Annotated in this window: 10 protein-coding genes; 2 read left to right on the forward strand and 8 right to left on the reverse strand. The window is 32.3% G+C overall.

Features of this window, described 5'->3' with window-relative positions; translation table 11 throughout:
* Positions 1–91 precede the first annotated feature (91 nt).
* Both ACFX5D_RS11890 and tamL read left to right on the forward strand, forming a co-directional pair.
* A complete protein-coding gene (locus ACFX5D_RS11890; protein WP_465254660.1) occupies positions 92–5,092 on the forward strand; it encodes a translocation/assembly module TamB domain-containing protein in 5,001 nt (1,666 codons plus the stop codon).
* Positions 5,085–7,376, forward strand: coding sequence for a translocation and assembly module lipoprotein TamL (gene tamL / locus ACFX5D_RS11895; RefSeq protein ID WP_379858403.1), 2,292 nt, complete (start codon positions 5,085–5,087; stop codon positions 7,374–7,376). The genes ACFX5D_RS11890 and tamL overlap by 8 nt, the downstream gene beginning before the upstream one ends.
* 198 nt (positions 7,377–7,574) lie before the next feature.
* On the opposite strand, the gene ACFX5D_RS11900 is transcribed toward tamL, so the two are convergent.
* From ACFX5D_RS11900 to ACFX5D_RS11935, 8 genes are all read right to left on the reverse strand, one after another.
* On the reverse strand, positions 7,575–10,625 hold the full coding sequence (locus ACFX5D_RS11900) for an efflux RND transporter permease subunit (RefSeq protein WP_379858404.1): 3,051 nt from the start codon (positions 10,623–10,625) through the stop codon (positions 7,575–7,577).
* Position 10,626: 1 nt separating this feature from the next.
* Positions 10,627–11,580: an efflux RND transporter periplasmic adaptor subunit gene (locus ACFX5D_RS11905; protein WP_379858405.1), complete on the reverse strand. Its 954-nt coding sequence runs from the start codon at positions 11,578–11,580 to the stop codon at positions 10,627–10,629.
* Positions 11,549–12,784 carry a TolC family protein gene (locus tag ACFX5D_RS11910; RefSeq protein WP_379858406.1) on the reverse strand — a complete coding sequence of 412 codons (1,236 nt, stop codon included), beginning with the start codon at positions 12,782–12,784 and terminating at the stop codon, positions 11,549–11,551. The genes ACFX5D_RS11905 and ACFX5D_RS11910 overlap by 32 nt, the downstream gene beginning before the upstream one ends.
* 28 nt (positions 12,785–12,812) lie before the next feature.
* Positions 12,813–13,835, reverse strand: a complete 1,023-nt coding sequence (locus ACFX5D_RS11915) for a YncE family protein (protein ID WP_379858407.1) — start codon at positions 13,833–13,835, stop codon at positions 12,813–12,815.
* 152 nt (positions 13,836–13,987) lie between these two features.
* Complete coding sequence (locus ACFX5D_RS11920; RefSeq protein ID WP_379858408.1) at positions 13,988–14,407, reverse strand: PepSY-like domain-containing protein; 420 nt, start codon at positions 14,405–14,407, stop codon at positions 13,988–13,990.
* Between the two features lie 115 nt (positions 14,408–14,522).
* Complete coding sequence (locus tag ACFX5D_RS11925; RefSeq protein ID WP_379858409.1) at positions 14,523–15,668, reverse strand: serine hydrolase domain-containing protein; 1,146 nt, start codon at positions 15,666–15,668, stop codon at positions 14,523–14,525.
* Between the two features lie 15 nt (positions 15,669–15,683).
* Positions 15,684–16,970, reverse strand: coding sequence for a sensor histidine kinase (locus tag ACFX5D_RS11930; RefSeq protein ID WP_379858410.1), 1,287 nt, complete (start codon positions 16,968–16,970; stop codon positions 15,684–15,686).
* Positions 16,967–17,647: a response regulator transcription factor gene (locus ACFX5D_RS11935; protein ID WP_379858411.1), complete on the reverse strand. Its 681-nt coding sequence runs from the start codon at positions 17,645–17,647 to the stop codon at positions 16,967–16,969. The genes ACFX5D_RS11930 and ACFX5D_RS11935 overlap by 4 nt, the downstream gene beginning before the upstream one ends.
* Positions 17,648–17,880: the final 233 nt, after the last annotated feature.

The following is a 17,880-nucleotide window of genomic DNA, read 5'->3' on the forward strand; positions in this document are numbered from 1 at the left end:
TAAATTTTCATCTTTGTGTTTAATTCAATTTAGACTTTAAATTGCTTTTCTAGTCTAAATTGGCTAATTTTAGACCTAAAATCAAGACCTTTTGAAAAAATACCTACAAAAAAGTATTAAAATTTTCCTCTGGATAATAGGAACTATAATCGTATTGTTTTTATTGTTACTCCTTGCTATCCAAATGCCGTCAGTTCAAAATTTCGCCAAAGAAAAAGCAGTAACCTATCTTGAAGGTAAAATTAAGACTAAAATTACTATTGACACCTTACAAATTGGGTTTCCAGAAAAAATAATACTCAAAGGTGTTTATTTTCAAGATCAAAAAAAAGACACCCTTTTAGCCGGAGAGCGATTAGCGGCTGATATTAGTTTGTTACAATTGATCAATAACAAAATAGAAATCAGCTCCTTAGAACTGGAAGGTATTACCACCAATTTAAATAGAGATGCTAAAGCAGTTTTTAATTTTGAATATATCTTCAAAGCTTTTGCTTCCCCAGAGAAACAAAAGAGCGATTCACCCCCAATGCAATTTTCCGTTGAGGAAATTAAGCTAGACCGAATAAAATTTAATTATAATGATGCCGTTACAAAAAATGATTTAAATGCCAATCTAAATCATTTTGAAACAACGGTAAAAACATTTGATTTGGATCAAATGAATTTTGAAATTCCGAAAGCTAAAATTAATGGTTTGAAGTTTAAATTAAAACAAGGTATAGTTCAAATATCCAATAAGACCAAAGTTGCTGCTGCAAAAAATGCTCCGGACGCCATCTTAAAATTAAAGTTAGGTGAAATCGATTTATCCAAAATTGATTTCGATTATCATAGTGATGAAACCAAGTTATCCACTAATTTTTATTTAAAAAAACTGTTAGCTAAAATTGATAAAATTGACCTAAACAATCAATTACTGTTAATAGAAAGTATTGATTTGACCGGTGTTGAAGGGGGATTGGCTTTTGGAAAACTAGATCCAACAAATGCAAAAAATCAATCTAATGACAAAACTAACAACTGGGAAGTAAAAGTAAACAAAACAACGTTTAACCGAATTAACTTCCGTTATGACAATAATAACAGTGTCGCAACTAAGGAAGGCATCGATTACAACCATTTAGATTTTACTAAATTAAACTTACAAGTTGATGCCTTGTATTACAATCCCGAAAAAATTTCCGGAGATGCAAATTCGTTAACATTCAGAGAGAAAAGTGGATTAAATGTTCAATCGTTTAATGCTGAATTTTTCTACGGTAAACGAAATGCTTCTCTTAAAAAATTATATTTAAAAACGCCTCAAACAGAATTGAGAGATGAAATTCTAATAGGGTATCCTTCAATTGAATCATTGGCTAAAAATCCAGGCGAATTAGGTCTTATGGCTAATTTGAAGAAAAGTAAATTGGGAATTAAAGATATTCTTCTTTTTGCTCCTACCGTATCCAAGACGAATCCTTTCATGAGCTATCCCAATGCGATACTGCTTATTAATGGTAAAGTTTCCGGAAAATTAAAGAATATGGTATTTCCAGCTATCGAAATCAGCGGCATTGGAACCACAAAAGTGGCAGCAAGCGGCAGAATTATAGGTTTACCTGATGTAAACAAAGCCTACTTTGATTTGAATATTAAAGACTTGCAATCCGGTTCGAAGGATTTTAATGGAATTTTACCTCCAGGAACAATTCCAAATTCGATTCAGCTGCCTTCAAAATTAAGTGCAGTAGGAACTTTCAAGGGGACAATTGCTAATTTTAATACCAATATGGATTTGGTGAGTAGTTTTGGAAATGCAAAAATCAAAGGTGCGTATGACCGCAGCATAAAAAATCGAGATAAGTATGATGCCCAAGTAGAACTGACTAATTTTGAATTAGGTAAATTTATCAAAAACGATTCTATTGGAAAAGTCACTTTAAAAGCTACTATAAAAGGAAATGGTTCCAATCTAAAAACTGCTACGGCTTCGTTCAACGGAACGATTCAAAAAGCCTATTATAATAAATATACATATCAAAATCTAAGCATAAAAGGAAGTATTCGCAGTGGAAACTTCAATGCTACTGCTGTGGCAAAAGATCCTAATCTGACTTTTGATTTAGTCAGCAGCGGCAGTTTTAGAGATAAATACCCAACTGGCAAATTAAAACTGAATGTTGACATTGCTGATTTGGAAAAACTGAATCTGCATGCTGGTCCAATGAAAATAAGAGGTGTTGTAGATGCTGATATTCAATCGGCGAATTTAGATTATCTTAATGGAACCGTAAATGCACACAGTATAACCATAGCCAATGCGAAAGAAGAATTTGTAATTGATTCAATAAACGTAGTGGCAACATCTACTTCTGAAAAGAATACATTACTATTGAAATCACCATTTTTAGATGGTGAGGTAAATGGAAAATACAAGTTGTCAAAAATAGCGACCGCTTTATCTAATTCTATTGCAAAGTATTATGACCGCAAACCAAATTCAAGAAAAATTGCTGTTGAAAAACAACAATTTGCTTTTAAAATTGGGATAAAAGATAGTCCCATTTTATTGAAACTTATTCCTGAATTGAAAAGTCTTGAACCGATTAACATCAATGGAAGATACAATTCTGTTAACGATAGTATTGTTCTAAGCGGTATAATTCCAAAATTAATTTACGGAGAAAACACCATCACTAATGCTGCTCTTAAAGTGGACACGCAAGATAAGGCGCTTATTTACAGTTTAATTGTAGACGATATTCAAAACAACCAAATTCAGTTGCCTTACACCAATATTTCGGGGAAAGTGCACAATAATATTCTGGATTATACGCTACAATTAAAAGATCTAAAAGACAAAGAAAGATACTTGATTACAGGAAATTTGCAGGCAACAAACGGAAATAACCAAATCAGTTTTGATCCAAAAAATCTATTGCTCAACTATGAATCTTGGAAAATATCCCAAGACAATTTAATTCGTTTTGGCAAAAAAGGAATTTACGCGGATAATTTCGAATTGAGTAAAGATGGAAGCAGTATCCGAATACAATCACTATCCAATACTACTAATGCACCAATCGCGATTGATTTCAAGGATTTTGACATCAAAACCATTACCAGTATGGTTGAAAAAAAGGATTTACAAATGAGCGGAAAAATAAATGGAAACGCATTGGTTAAAAATGTAACTACAAAACCCTTTTTTACTTCGGATTTAAATATTGAAGATTTCACTTTCAAAAAAGATACTGTAGGTAACGTTAGCATAAAAGTTAATAATGCATTTGCCAATAGATATGATGCAGTAATTTCGATTACAGGTCAAGGCAACCAAGTCAATTTAGACGGGAATTATAAAACAACAGACAGCAGTTTTGATCTGAATCTGGCTATTGAAAAACTAAATTTAAAAAGTATTCAGGGCTTTACTTTGGATAATATAAAAGAAAGTACAGGCTTTTTTAGTGGCAATTTCAAAATTACAGGCAATACAACTCAACCCAAAGTAATTGGAGAATTACAATTCAATGGAATTGGTTTCAAAGCCACAAAACTCAACTCAACCTTCAAGTCAGCAAATGATAAAATCGTATTTACCAGCGATGCCATTCTTTTCGATAATTTCATTCTAAAAGACGAAAAAGACAATGATTTAAACATTAATGGAAAAATCAACAGTACGAATTTCAGGAATTTTGGTTTTGATTTAGCCTTGGATGCCGATAATTTCAAAGCTATTAATTCTAAAGCTAAAGACAATGATTTGTATTATGGCGAATTGTATTTAGACAACCATTTAAAAATATCAGGCAATTTTGACAATCCTGTTGTTGAAGGAAATATCAAAATTAATAAAGACACTAAATTCACTATTGTTTTACCACAATCTGATCCATCTATAGCCGACAGAGAAGGAATTGTAGAATTTATTGATCAAGACAATCCACAATTAATGGGCGATATTGCTCTAGCAGAATTTACTAGTGAATCAGAGATAAAAGGAATCAATGCTTCAGTAAATATTGAAATAGACAAAGAGGCTGAATTATCGCTGATTATTGACAAAGCAAACGGGGATTTCCTTAAATTAAAAGGAGAAGCACAATTGAACGGTGGAATTGATCCATCCGGAAAAACTACCTTGACTGGCCGTTATGAATTAACTGAAGGAAGCTATGAAATGAATTTTAATGCTATCAAAAGAAAATTTGACATTAAGCCTGGAAGTTATATTCTATGGACTGGAGAACCAACCACGGCCGATATAAATATTACAGCAATTTATAAAACAGAAGCGGCACCAATTGATTTGGTAAATGACCAATTAGGGACTGTTACAGCCGAAGTTAGAAATACCTATAAGCAAAAAATTCCTTTCGAAACTAAATTAAAAATGACTGGTGAATTGATGAAACCTACCATTTCGTTTGACATCGTTTTGCCAGAAGGTAACAATAGTGTTTCAACGGAGATTATCAATACTACGCAAGCCAAACTGACTCAATTACGTCAGCAGCCGGATGAATTGAACAAACAGGTTTTTGCTTTACTCCTACTGAATCGTTTCATTGGAGAAAATCCATTTGCGAGTGAAGCAGGAAGAGCCAACGTTTCTTCATTAGCCAGAGAAAGTGCCAGTAAAATTTTATCACAGCAGCTGAATAATCTTGCAGGCGATTTAATCAATGGTGTAGAACTTAATTTTGATTTGAATACATCCGACGATTATACAACGGGACAACGAACAAATAAAACCGATTTGAATGTAGGCATTTCCAAAAAATTACTGAACGATCGATTGAAAGTTACCGTTGGAAGTAGTTTTGGAATTGAAGGACCGCAACAAGTAAATCAGAATGCTAACAATATAGCCGGTGATGTTTCTTTAGACTACCAACTTTCAAAAGACGGAAGGTATAAAATTCGAGTCTATCGAATAAATAAATATCAAGTGGCCCTTCAAGGTGAAGTAGTAGAAACAGGAATTGCTTTTATCATTACTTTGGATTACAATAAATTCAAAGAGTTATTTGGTAAAAGTAAAAAGCAAAAAGCAACTAAAAAATTAAAAAAAGAATCAAAAAAGAAATCTGATGAATAAGACCCATTTACTATATTTTCTTTTTTTAGCATTGTTTGCCACATCGTGCAGCAATACAAAATTTTTGCCCGAAGGAGAACTGCTCTATACTGGCGCAACAGTAAAAGTAGAAGGAAATGAGATAACCAAAAAAGAAAAAAAAGCGTTAAAAACAGCACTAAAAGAGATCCTCAGACCAAAACCCAATTCCTTATTTCTTGGGTTAAGACCCAAATTATTCATTTATAATTTAGCGGGAAAACCAAAAAAAGAAAAAGGTTGGCGTTACTGGCTGAAAACCAAAGTGGGTGAACCACCCGTTTTATACAGTAAGGTTGATTTAGAATATAGTAAAAGTGTTTTACAGAATTTCTCTGAAAATAGTGGTTATTTCAACACTAAAACAGAAGCAGATTCAACTCGTCATGGTAAAAAAGCCACGGCGGAATATATTGTAAAACCCGGTAAACAATATAAAATTAGGGAAGTGAAATTCCCCAAAGATTCCTCCATAATCTCTAGTGCTGTTCGCAATACCAACCGCAGAAGTCTATTAAAAAAAGACAATGGATATAGCCTTGATGTTATTAAAGAAGAGAGAGTTCGTATTGATACCAGACTAAAGGAAAAAGGTTTTTTCTACTTCAACCCCGATTATCTTATAGTACAGGTCGACAGCACCGTTGCAGACCATCAGGTGGATCTTATCGTAAAAGTAAAAGACGAAACTCCAAAACTAGCGGAGACACCATTCAAAATCAATAAAATTATTGTTTATCCTAACTATTCTATTGGTTCTGATAGTTTGAAACCTAATTATAATTCTATCAAAAAATACCATGATTTTACTATTATAGATCAGGAGAACTTATTTAAACCACGAATTTTTGACCGTGCTTTGTATTTCAAAAAAGAAGATTTATACAATCGCACCAATCATAATTTATCTTTGAATCGATTGGTGAATTTGGGTACTTTCAAATTCGTTAAAAATCAGTTTAAACCTTCTGATACCATAGGAAATTATTTAGACGCCTATTATTATCTTACGCCTCTACCTAAAAAATCACTTCGTTTGGAAGTATTGGCAAAAACCAATTCTGCTAATTATACCGGAACCGAACTCAATTTAAACTGGAGCAATCGAAACGCTTTTAGAGGGGCTGAATTATTGACAATCTCTGCTTTTGGCGGTGTCGAAGTACAGGTTTCCGGGCAAAACAATGGATTTAATGTGTATCGGGTTGGAACCGAAGCTAATTTAGTTTGGCCAAGATTTATTGGTCCATTTAAGATCCGATCTTCCAGTGGTTTTGTGCCAAAAACAAAAGCTACCGTAGGATATGAATTTCAAAACAGAACCAAATTGTATTCTTTACAAACATTCAAAGGATCCTTTGGTTATTTATGGAAAGCAAGTGTAAAAAAAGAACATTTATTAAATGTTACCGAAATCACTTATGCAAGTCCTCAAAACGTAACTCCTTTGTATCTAGAACAAATTGCAGCCAATCCATCACTGGGGAAAGTAATTGAGAAACAATTAATCTTTGGTCCTACGTATTCTTATACCTACACCAATACATTAGAGAAAAGAAAGAAAAACACATTTTACTACAAAGGAACTTTAGACTTAGCAGGAAACATTGCAGGATTGGCCTCAGGAGCGAACATCTCAAAAGGCGATACTATCAAACTGTTTGATGTTCCTTTTAGCCAATTTGTAAAAATAGAAAACGATTTTAGACATTATTTGACATTAGGTCCAGATTCACAGCTTGCCAGCAGAATTATTGTAGACGCAGGATTTGCTTACGGAAATTCGAATGAGTTACCATTTATTAAGCAGTTTTTTATTGGTGGAACCAATAGTCTAAGAGCATTTCGTGCGCGATCCATTGGTCCTGGAACGTATGATGGCAATGCTGCGGCCAGTAGTTTTTTAGCAGATCAATCAGGAGATTTAAAACTGGAATTCAATACAGAATATCGAGCCAAAATTTATGGTTTGGTAAAAGGAGCTTTATTCCTAGACGCGGGAAATATTTGGCTGTTGAAAGATAACCCTGAAAAACCGGGGGCCCAATTTTCTAAAAAATTCATGAATGAATTAGCCGTTGGAACCGGAGCCGGATTGCGTTTTGATTTCTCTTTTCTAATTCTCAGAACGGACTTCGCCTTCCCTATCCGGAAACCATATTTACCGGATGGGCAACGCTGGGTTTTAGATCAAATTAATTTTGGAAGTGGCACGTGGAGAAAAGAAAATCTAGTTTTCAATTTGGCTATTGGGTATCCTTTTTAGGAGATAGAATTAAGGCAATAAAAAATTTTATTCCTTTTTAGTCGAAAATTCCAACAGTTTTTACAAATTTATATGGAACATCCAGAAGTATCACTAAATAAAAAACATTTAATTTACCTTACTCTCCTATAAAAGCTATATAATTATTTGCTGTAATTTGTATTTATTTAAAAATAAAAAATTTAAATAGAAATAAAATTAATTAAAGTGAGTAAAATGTTTTTCATTCTTGAAAACTAAACACAATAAAGTAGGCAATACAATCAAAAGTAAAGGCATCGCAATAATAAATCCTCCAATCACAGCAATAGCTAGTGGCTGATGCAATTCTGAACCCGTTCCAATTCCTATTGCTAGTGGAAATAAGGCTATGATTGCTCCAAGCGCGGTCATTAATTTGGGGCGCAAACGAGTGGAAATTGAATAAATTATAGATTCATTTACATTACGTGTCAATTTAAAAGTTTCTCTAAATTGTAAAAAAGTAAAAATAGCATTCTCACTTATTATTCCTACTATCATAATAATTCCTGTGTAACTCCCCACGTTTAATGGCGTTCCTGTTAGAAAAAGCAAGATATAGCTTCCTGCAATTCCCAAAACAGAAATTATTAAAATTACCAATGCTACTCTAAAATCTCTAAATAAAAATAAGATCACACCAAAAACCAACAAGGAAGAAGCGATTAATATCATCAACAACTCCTTGAACGATTGCTGTTGCTCTTTATAAGCTCCTGCATATTCTATATAATAACCACTTGGTAAATGAATATTGCTTTTAACTTGTGTTTGAATATCCTTCATCACACTTCCTAAATCTCTGTTATCCAGTCTTCCGGTTACAACACTTATCATTTGGAGATTTTCTCGTTCTATTTCAGCTACTCCTTTTTGAGCTGAAATAGCAACTAAACTGGAAATAGGAATCGATTGACCATTAGGTAAAAATAACTGCAATTTTTTGATATCTTCTAAACTTCTTTTTTCTGAATTTTTATAGATTAATCGAATGGGAATTATGCGTTCATTCTCTAATAAATTCCCAATAACATTCCCTTCAAGCGCAGTTTGCAACTGAAATTGCAAGTCGGCTGGAGTGATTCCATACTGCGCTAACTGGCTATAATTAGGCACAATATTTATGGATGGTCCCGCCAAAATAATACCGTCAAATACATCAGCTGTTCCTTTTACTTTTTCGACAATTGCATTTACTTTTTTGGCTATTTTTTGTAATTCGGTTTGATTATTGCCATATATTTTTACTTCAATAGGCGAAACAGAACTCATTAAGTCTCCCAACATATCCCCTATCACCTGACCAAAATCAATACGCAAAGCGGGTTGAGTCGCTTCAACTTTTTGTCTAATTTCATCAATAATAGCATTGCTAGTTTTACTTCGGTCCTTTTTTAATTGAATCAAATAATCCCCGCGATTGGGTTCCGTTATAAAAAATCCCATTTGTGTTCCTGTGCGGCGACTATACGTTTCTACTTCAGGAATTTTTATAATTATTTTTTCCACTTCTTTTAGCATTCTATCAGTCTCTTCAAGTGAAGTTCCTGGCGGGCTTTCATAATCCAAAATGACACTCCCTTCATCCATTTCTGGTAAAAAACCGGTTTCTAAATTAGGCAGTATAATAAAAATAGAAAGTACCAGAACGATACAAAATGAAATACTAATTATCGGTTTTCCAATAAAATAAGCTACCCAAGTCTGAGTTTTTATGTCATGGATTTCAGTTTCGTTTTTCGATTGAGAATTATTTTCTTTTTTGGAAAGCAATAAATAAACCACCGGAAGTAATAGCCAAGTCACAAAAAAAGAACAGACCAAAGTGATTATCATCGTATCCGTTAACACTTTAAAATACGAACCGGCAACACCGCTCATTAAAACAAAAGGAATAAAAATCACTATCGTACTTATGGATGAACCCACCATTGCCGGGAATAAATACTGTATCGCTTTTTGCAAAAGAGATACAGTAGGCTCATCAGGATGTTCCTCGTGTGTTCTATGAATTTGCTCTACAACTACAATCGCATCGTCAATAATTAATCCTAAAGCCGCTGCAATCGCTCCTAAAGTCATAATATTGAATGTTTGTCCGGTTAGGTACAAAACAATTAGTGTGAGTCCTAAAGTAACGGGAATAACAATCAAAATAGTGGCACTGGCTTTCACCGATTTCAAAAATAAAACAGCAACAATTATGGCCAACAAAAGTCCTATTAACAAACTATCCGTTACACTTTTTACAGCATCATTTACAAAACTGGCCTGCTCATAAAATGGCGTTATTATTATGTTTTTCGGAAGGATTTTTTTTAATGATTCCAGTTTATCATGCATCGCCTCTGATAGCGTAATCAAATTTGAATTGGGTTGCTTGAGAACTGCTATAAGAATACTTTCTTTACCATTGGCATTAACATTTATGTATTCTTTAGCTTCCCTAATTTCCACCGAAGCAATATCTTTTAAGGTTACAATTCCTTTTCCGTTATTACGAATAACCAGATTTTCCAGTTCCTCCTTTTTATCAACCTGAGCATCTGTAATCGTGAGATATAAATACCTGTAATCCGATAAATACCCATTGGATTTAATAAAATTAGTTTGACTTAATACTTGTGTGATAGCATCCGGTGTAATTCCTAATGCTGTCATTTTAGTAAAATCAAGTGACAACCAATATTCTTTTTCTTTTCCGCCAATAATCCTAATCTCAGAAACACCATTAATTTGAGAAAGGAACGGTTTTATGGTATAATTGGCTATTTTTTTTAGTTCAATAGCGGAGAGTCCTTTTCCTTCTATAGCATATCCAATTACCGGAAGAATCGAAGGATTCATTTTTTCGACTGAAATTTGTGTATCAGGCGGAAGGTTATTTTTTATCTGATTGATTTGCTCCTCTATTCTGGTTTTACTCAAATCGATATCGGACTTCCAATCCATGAATGCCGAAATCTCACAACTTCCTCTACTAGTTGTGCTCCTGATTGTTTTTAAATCCTGTACTTTTTTTATGGCATTTTCCAACGGTTTTGTCACCGTAATCATCATTTTATCAATGGGTTGTTGTCCGGCATCAGCAATGATTTTTATTTTCGGAAAAGTAATTTCGGGAAATAAACTGGTTTGCATTTTAGAATATGCGAAAAAACCTCCCAGAATTATTAAAAAAATGATGGCACTCAGTCCGTTTTTATGTTTGACAAAAAAGTTATTCATTTCAATCCGCTTTTATCACTTTTACTTTAATTGTATCTGCAACACCATAATTTCCTGAAAGTAAAATTTTATCTTCAGGAGTTAAAACCGGCGACAGAATCTCTACTTTATCTTGAGTTTCTACTCCTTTTTTTATTGGAATTTTTATTGCTGTATTGTTATCCATCATTTTCATAATCCAAAAATCCGTTTCCGTTTCATTACTTAAAACGGCTGCTTTTGGCAACGAAACAGTTTTTGAATTTGAACTTTTATTAATTCTGACTTTTACTATTAAATTCTCTGGAATATCATGTTTGCCAATTACTTTTAGAATCACACTTTGCGTTTGCGAAGTGGCATCGACAGTGGGCATGTATTTTTGAACTTTCGCTTTTACCAAAGTACTATCCGGTAAGATTACCGTTAGTTCTTCATTGATTGAAACATATTTTTTGAACTCATAAGGCAAACTCAGAACTATGGCAAAACTATTGGAGTCATTGATAGAAACTAATGGATCACCATCCTGAACATAATCACCTTGTTGCACGTTTACTGAAGTTACAAAACCATTAGTATTTGCTCTGACTTTTATGGCTCCGCCAAAATTTAAGCTTGGATCAATTTTATTAATCGTATTCCCTAACACTTTTGCCTCACGGGTTTTTATCGAAAATAATACCGCCCCGTTAGAAACATAATCATTGGAAGCCACATTAACTGAATTCAGATACCCCGTAGCATTTGCTTTTATAACATTTTTGACCAAATAAGCGGCTGTAGCATTCAGGTCAATATAACTTTGAATTGAACGGGTATCAATAGTAGTTAAAGTCACAGGAACACTCGGGTCAATTACTTTTTCGGCTTCATTGCTATTTTTACAGGAAATAAAAAAAAGTGCTGTAAGGATAAAAAATAGAATTGATTTCTTCATAGAATTAGTCATTAAAGCTCCAATAATTAATTTCATTTATAATTTGGAGTTTGTTGCTATTATTTAGGGAAATGGCATTTTTGATGGCTATTAAATTGCCAACAGCAATAATATATTCTGTGATTTGTGCATCTCCGGTAAGCAATAATTTTTTATTCGCTTCAATTAATGCGTCAGCAATAAGAAGCTGCGATTGCAACTGATTTTCTACAGCTGCTGATTGTTTCAAATTCAAATTCAACATCAATAATTGTTGTTGGTATTGTTTATTGAAATTGCTTTTATAAGCTAAATTAGTAGCTAATGCCGCATCATTTTTTTGATGCTGCAAAGTACGTTGGTTACCATCATAAATAGGAATTGACAGTCCTAAACCGACACTAAATCCAAAATTTTTATATGCCTGATAAGCAAAACTGGAATTATAACCTGCATCACCTAATAAAGACAAGGACGGTTTATAACTGTAATCAATGAATTTATTTTGATTCTGAAGTTTTAAACTGTCTACTTCAAATTGTTTCAAAAAAACTATTTTCTCAGAAGATCGACTATTTTTCAAAGTAATTTCAGGCTTTTTTAAATTAATAAAAGTCGTATCAGTTTCTCCAGCAAGATAGTTCAACAAGGCCAGATTATTCTGATATTGCTGTTTTAATTGTAATAATACTAAATCTTGTTGCTTTACCGTTGCACTAAAAATTAAATAATCCATTTGTTTATAAATGGCATTTTGGGTTAATTTTTTTAGAATGCTTGTTTCTTTTTTTAAAAGATTTGAGATTTTCTGGTTGAAGGTAATTTGTTCTGAACTAGCCGAAGCCAAAATATATTGAGTAATAATGGTTTTGTTTAAATCTTTTGAAGCAATTTTTTGATTCAAAACCAACCTTTCTTTAATAAGTTGAAACGAGTCAGATTGCGAATTGATTCTATTTTTCCCAATTATTTTTTGGTTAACACCTACCAAACCCGCAACAGATTGCCCGTTACTTAGCGCGGTATCATAACCAAAACCACTAATTAGAGGTGCGTAATTAACATTAAGATTTCCGGTAACTTGTGGTTTATAAACTGCTCGATTCAATAAACTATCCAGTGTCGCGGATTTTATTTGATTGCTGTAATCTTTAAGTAAAGGAGAATTATTTTGTGCTTTGGTAATGAAGTAACTCAAATCTTTTTCTTGCGAAAAAGATTTGAAACAAATAAAAATTAATAGTAAAAGCTTCCATTTCATTGGATAAATTTAGATAAAAAGAATGAAACTATTTAGAAATTGGCTCAACAACTAGAATAACGAACGAATTAAGTACTATTCCTGCTCGTGGTTTTGGGTTATCTGGGGTTGGCTCTGGTTTTACACCAAAATCCGCCGTAGGCAAATACAGTTGATTTGTAGTTCTGTTCAGTGCAATGGTTCTGGCCCCTTTTTGAGTCTTTACTGTTTCAATAACTGAAAAAGTATTTGCGTTACTCTCTTTTATAACGGTAATCGTTCCTTCGCCATTGGAAGTAAAAATAAGATTCTTTTTGGCATCAAAAGCAACGCCGTCACAACCATAACCAATTGGCAAAGCCTTTATTATTTTTCCATTTGTAGCATTAACAACGATCATTAAATTATTACCACAAACAGAAAACAATCGGTTCGTAACTAAATCTATTGCCAATCCTGATGGTTCCTCGCCAGGAGCAATACTCCAGGTATTTGTAACTTTTAATGTTGAAGCGTTTATCGTTTTTATTTCGTTTTTATCTTCAATATTCACATAAATTAACCCTTTAGTATTGGTTACTGAAAACTCTGGTTTTCCACCCAATGGAATTGTTTTCACCACTTTATTTGTATTGGCATCAATAACCGTAGCATCATTACTTTCAGCATTGTAAACAAACACTTTTCTGAAAAATTGATCGTATAAAATGGCATCTGGTTTAACTCCTGCAATTTTCACTTTTTCAAGTAATTCAAATGTTTTCAAATTGACAACTGTAATAGAATTGTCTTTTCCATTGCTGATAAATGCTTTATTTAGATCATTGGCAACAGCAATTCCATGAACTCCTTTTGTATCTGGAATAGTAGCTATTGTTTTATCTGATTTTAAATCAATCACATTGACCCTATTTCCGTGTGAAACAAATAAATGCTGCGCCACATCATCAACAGCGAGATAATCCCAGCCGTCATTGCCCGAAGTGCTGATCTTTTTGGATAATTTATAGGTTTGACTGTAACTATTAGAAATGGAAGCAATAATGATAAATGACAATAGTATTTTTTTCATTTTAAAGAACTTTAAAAGTTAATTTCGACCTTTTTTTTACGACAAATAACAGGTCCGATCTATTTGTCTTTTATGCTGACACCACTCTTTGCATCATTAAAAAGAGTTGGATATAAAACCAACTCTTTAAGATATTAATGTATTAACCAAAACTATTCTTTAACCGACATACCATTTTCTTTAAAAGCAAGGCTTTTACTCTTCATCCCTTTTTTTAAATCTACTTCATAGATAGTTCCATGTTTTGAACTTTCTGTTTTGTCCGCTTCTGCAATTTTCCAATCACTGTATTTCGATTTTACAGCTGCTAAAACTGCTTTTGGTACATTAACAACTTTAATTTCTCTTTCTGTTTCCAGCCAAGTTCCATCTTCTGAGAAATTAGCAGAAATCTTGTCTCCTTCCAATGTGAATTCTGCTTCCCATTCTTTCGGACCTTCAACTCCCCAACTCACTTTTGTTGCAGTAGGAAATTTTTTAACGAAGGCTTTTTTTACTGCATCCGGCGGAATTCCGGCAAACGCACAACTGCAAACGAATACAATTGACATAATCATTACTAATTTTTTCATTTTTTTAGATTTAAAAGTTAATTGCAAAAATATTACAGTACAAATATCAAATGAAATTCTATTTTAATTCTATGCTAAGAGAATAGCAATTCAGTTTTTAAAATTCAACTATTTATTACATCTGGTCAATTATTTGCAAAAATACTTCCTGCCAATAATTTGGATGATACGAGGTCTCCCTATCCCCAAAACGTACTATAATAATATTCTTTTCGGGATACATATAGAGATATTGTCCAAACAAACCAACAGCAAAATAACTCCCATATTTCAAAGGTCCTATTCCCCAATTATTATTATAAAAGTGTTTGTTATTTCCAGATGGATCTGAATGAGTTGATAATTCTACCCATTTTTTGGATAGAATTTGCTTCCCATTCCAATTCCCACCGTTTAGATAAAGTCTACCTAACTTTGCAAAGTCAATGGCTCTTGCTTCTAAACAACAAAATGATTTTTCAATTGCTTTAGCATCTTTTCGGTCTAAACTCCATGCCGCAGGTGCCTCCATTCCTAATGGCTTCCAAATTTTATCTTCTAAGTATTTTGAAATCGTACCTCCAGTCACCTTCTCTATGATATATCCTAAAAGTAATGTGTTCTCGCTGCTGTATCTAAATTTAGTATTGGGTGGACATTCAAGCGTTAAATTGAGCATTCTCGCTCTTAAATTATCACCCCAGTAAAACGCTGCATTATCAGATGCAGGATCTAATTCGCTATCTGTAAAGCGAATCCCTGATGTATGTTGCAATAAATTCTTTATGGTGATTTGTTCCCAACCTATTTTATTTTTAAATTCAGGTAAATAATCAACAATGAAATCATTCTCACTTTTTATTTTTCCTTCATCAATTGCTATTCCTATTAATGTTGAAACAAATGGTTTGGCCATCGAGAAGGAAGATACTAACGAATTTGATGTATACCCTTTGTTATATTTTTCGTAAACAATTGAATCATTACGAATAATTAAAAATGTTACCGTTTTATGTAATGTCGTAAAACTATCCAAGCTGACATTTGTAGAATTAAAATCCCTATTGATTACTCCTATTTTTGTTCCTAAATGAGAATCTTTACTGGATTTAAAGAAATTATAAACGGGACCTTCATTATTAACTATTCTTTGCGGAAAATGTTTATAATCACTTTGACTTGGAATCCCTCCATATCGCAAGGATCGCAATATATCACAAGAAATTAACGAACACAATAAGAGAGAAAGAAAAAAATATTTAACCAACTGTTTTGATTTCATTGTATTGACTCTTTTTTATTTAAATTCAATAGTATAGTCTTTTGTCAAAATAAAACAATGTTTACCATTAGTATGTTTATAGTTGAACCCCAACCCGCTTACATCCGCAATTTCTTTTACGATTGACAATCCAAGACCTAATGATTCCTGTGAAGTAGAGTTTTTATGGAACCGTTCAAATAACTGACTATCAATTGGGTTGTCATCTCCCAAATTTGAGATTATAATTTCCTTCTTCGTTATAAAAATCTCAATATTCCCACTATTAATATTATGCCTAATTGCATTTTGCAATAAATTATTAACCAATACTAAACACAAGTCAGCATTCATCAAAACACAAAAATCACTTTCAATATTTTTTATTACCTCAATTTTATTGGCTTGAATGTGCTCTTCAAAAAAGACTAAGGAGTTATCAACTGTATTTTCAAAAGATACTATTTCTGTGGTATTAAATTGTCTATTTTCAATTTTGGTAAGTAATAGAAATGATTTGTTTAATCGAATTATTTTAGAGCAAGCATAATCAATTGCTACTATTAATTTCATTTCATTCTCTTTCAAATTTTCAGATTGAATAAGTAAATCAATTTTCGATTTTATAACCGCTAATGGCGTTTGGATTTCATGTGAAGCATTTTCAGTGAATTTCTTTTGACTATTAAAATCAACTATCATTTTCCGCATCATAATATCCAAAGAAAGATTCAATTCATCAAATTCGGTTACAGAAGTATTTGTAAAATGCGGAATTACATTATCACTGGCACGAAATTTCTTTAAATTGGATACTGTCTGATAAAAAGGTTTCCATACTGTTTTTGAAATCCAAAAATTTATAATCAAGTAGGTCACAAAAAGCAAAATCAATAAAACAACAAAAGAAGTAAAAATACCTCTGAACAATTCGTTATATTCTAATGTGCTTCTCCATATCTTAATAGAATAATTAGCATTTCTAACTTTAAAAATAGAAGAAAGTAATCTGTTTTCTGCCAGTTCATTTTCTTTTTTATCAAAAATTAAAGTGTCTGAAAAAATAAGTGCAGGTGTTTTTAAAGCATTTATTTTATCCATTTTTTTAATTGTAGCTTCACTGCTTTTAGTGATTATTTTCAAAAAAATAGTATCATCCTCTTTTAAATAATTTTCTATTAGTTCTTTTCGATTTAGCAATAGTTCGTTATTACTTTCGCGCACCTCTCTTGTAATGATATGAAAACAAATAAATCCCGATAGAATTAATATCGGAATACTCAATATCAAATAATACAAACTTGTTTTAGCTAATAATTTCATTCTTGCGTTTTAAAATTGTAACCGATGCCGTAAATAGTTTGTAAATAATCTTCACATCTTTTTTCTAATAATTTTTTACGCAGATTTTTCACGTGATTGTATATAAAATCGAAGTTATCTAATCTATCCGAATTATCACCCCAAAGATGCTCTGCAAGCGCACTTTTACTCACTACTCTATTTTTATTAGATATAAAATATAGTAATAAATCATATTCTTTTGACGTTAAAATTACATCTTGATTATGAACTAAAACACGTCTTTCGTGAGGCAAAATTTTTATTTCATTGATACTAATTTCTAAATTTCCATCAAAACTTTTTCTTCTAATCAAAGCTTTAATTCGTGAATTAAGTTCCGACAAATGAAATGGCTTTGGCAAATAATCATCCGCTCCAAGGTCCAAACCATTTACTTTATCATCAAGTGAATTTTTTGCAGAAATTATTATAATACCCGCTTTAGATTTTTTTAGTTTAATTTCTCTGAGTAAATCTAAACCAGAGCCGTTTGGCAAAGTAATATCTACTAAAATACAATCATAATCGTATATCGCAATTTTCTGTTGCGCATGATGGAAATCAGGAGAAATTTCAACAATATTCCCTTCCATTTCAAGATATTGTTCTATGCTTTTTTGTAATTCTGGCTCGTCTTCTATTAGTAGTATTTTCATAGGTAATGTAAAAATAAAGCTAAAATCTATTCTAATTCTGTTTTTGAATTAAATTTAAGTGATTTCAATAGCTCATTAGTTCAAAGTCGCCCAACTAACCCAAATTTCAGAAGCTCCCATTGACCTCTTATCTAAACCTCTTATCTAAACCTCTTATTTATTTACGTTGTTGAATGATTAGAATATGACGTAATAAATTGCCAAATATTTAATAAATCTCCATTTTTAAACCT

Source organism: Flavobacterium fructosi (assembly GCF_042787335.1).
In the GTDB taxonomy this organism is placed as follows: Bacteria; Bacteroidota; Bacteroidia; order Flavobacteriales; family Flavobacteriaceae; genus Flavobacterium; species Flavobacterium fructosi.

Excerpts from the sequence above, each read along its gene's own strand:
- tamL (WP_379858403.1), top strand. The coding sequence starts at position 5,085 with ATGAATAAGACCCATTTACTATATTTTCTTTTTTTAGCATTGTTTGCC.
- ACFX5D_RS11900 (WP_379858404.1), bottom strand. The coding sequence starts at position 10,625 with ATGAATAACTTTTTTGTCAAACATAAAAACGGACTGAGTGCCATCATT.
- ACFX5D_RS11905 (WP_379858405.1), bottom strand. The coding sequence starts at position 11,580 with ATGAAATTAATTATTGGAGCTTTAATGACTAATTCTATGAAGAAATCA.
- ACFX5D_RS11910 (WP_379858406.1), bottom strand. The coding sequence starts at position 12,784 with ATGAAATGGAAGCTTTTACTATTAATTTTTATTTGTTTCAAATCTTTT.
- ACFX5D_RS11915 (WP_379858407.1), bottom strand. The coding sequence starts at position 13,835 with ATGAAAAAAATACTATTGTCATTTATCATTATTGCTTCCATTTCTAAT.
- ACFX5D_RS11920 (WP_379858408.1), bottom strand. The coding sequence starts at position 14,407 with ATGAAAAAATTAGTAATGATTATGTCAATTGTATTCGTTTGCAGTTGT.
- ACFX5D_RS11925 (WP_379858409.1), bottom strand. The coding sequence starts at position 15,668 with ATGAAATCAAAACAGTTGGTTAAATATTTTTTTCTTTCTCTCTTATTG.
- ACFX5D_RS11930 (WP_379858410.1), bottom strand. The coding sequence starts at position 16,970 with ATGAAATTATTAGCTAAAACAAGTTTGTATTATTTGATATTGAGTATT.
- ACFX5D_RS11935 (WP_379858411.1), bottom strand. The coding sequence starts at position 17,647 with ATGAAAATACTACTAATAGAAGACGAGCCAGAATTACAAAAAAGCATA.